1 protein-coding gene is annotated in these 616 nt (G+C 76.5%); it reads right to left on the reverse strand.

All coding sequences use genetic code 11. The features are described 5' to 3' along the window. Positions 1-616: NAD(P)H-hydrate epimerase (locus tag E7Z54_RS17835; protein WP_276606242.1), on the reverse strand; the 616-nt coding region annotated here is incomplete at both ends.

Below are 616 nucleotides of genomic sequence, written 5' to 3' on the forward strand. Positions count from 1 at the left end.
CGGCAGCGCTGCCCGAGCCGACCACCCACGCCTGCACGCGGCCGGGCCCGACCACCTCGGGGTGCGCGGCACGGACCAGGTCGAGGACCGGGTCGTCGCCGTCGTACCGGACCATCCCCGCGAGACCGCAGGCGGCACCCGAGACGCTGAGCAGGGCCGCACCCGGGTAGGTCGCGGACCCGGCGCGGACGCCCACCACGCCGCGGGTGTACTTGTGGGCGTCGGGTACGGGCCTCGGCAGCAGCGCGGCGACGTCGGAGGGTTGGAGCGCCTCCAGCAGCGCCTCGGGGAGGTCGAGGCCGATGTCGACCAGGTGGATCGCTCCGCAGGCGGCCGCCGCCGGGTCGGCGAGGTGGCAGGGCTTGTGGGTCCCGAACGTGACGGTCAGGTCCGCGGTCACGTGCGGGCCCTCGAGCTCGCCGGTGTCGGCGTCGACCCCCGACGGCAGGTCGACGGCGACGACGGGGATGCCGGCGAGCGCATCGAGCACCGCGGCCGCGGCGGGACGCAGCCCGGGGCGGCCACCGATGCCGACGATCCCGTCGACCACGACGTCGTAGCCGCAGGTCGATGAGGCCGCGCGGCGACCGTCACCAGACCGGGTGACCTCCCGGTG

The sequence above is a fragment of the Nocardioides sp. genome (assembly GCF_004803405.1).
In the GTDB taxonomy this organism is placed as follows: Bacteria; Actinomycetota; Actinomycetes; order Propionibacteriales; family Nocardioidaceae; genus Nocardioides; species Nocardioides vastitatis.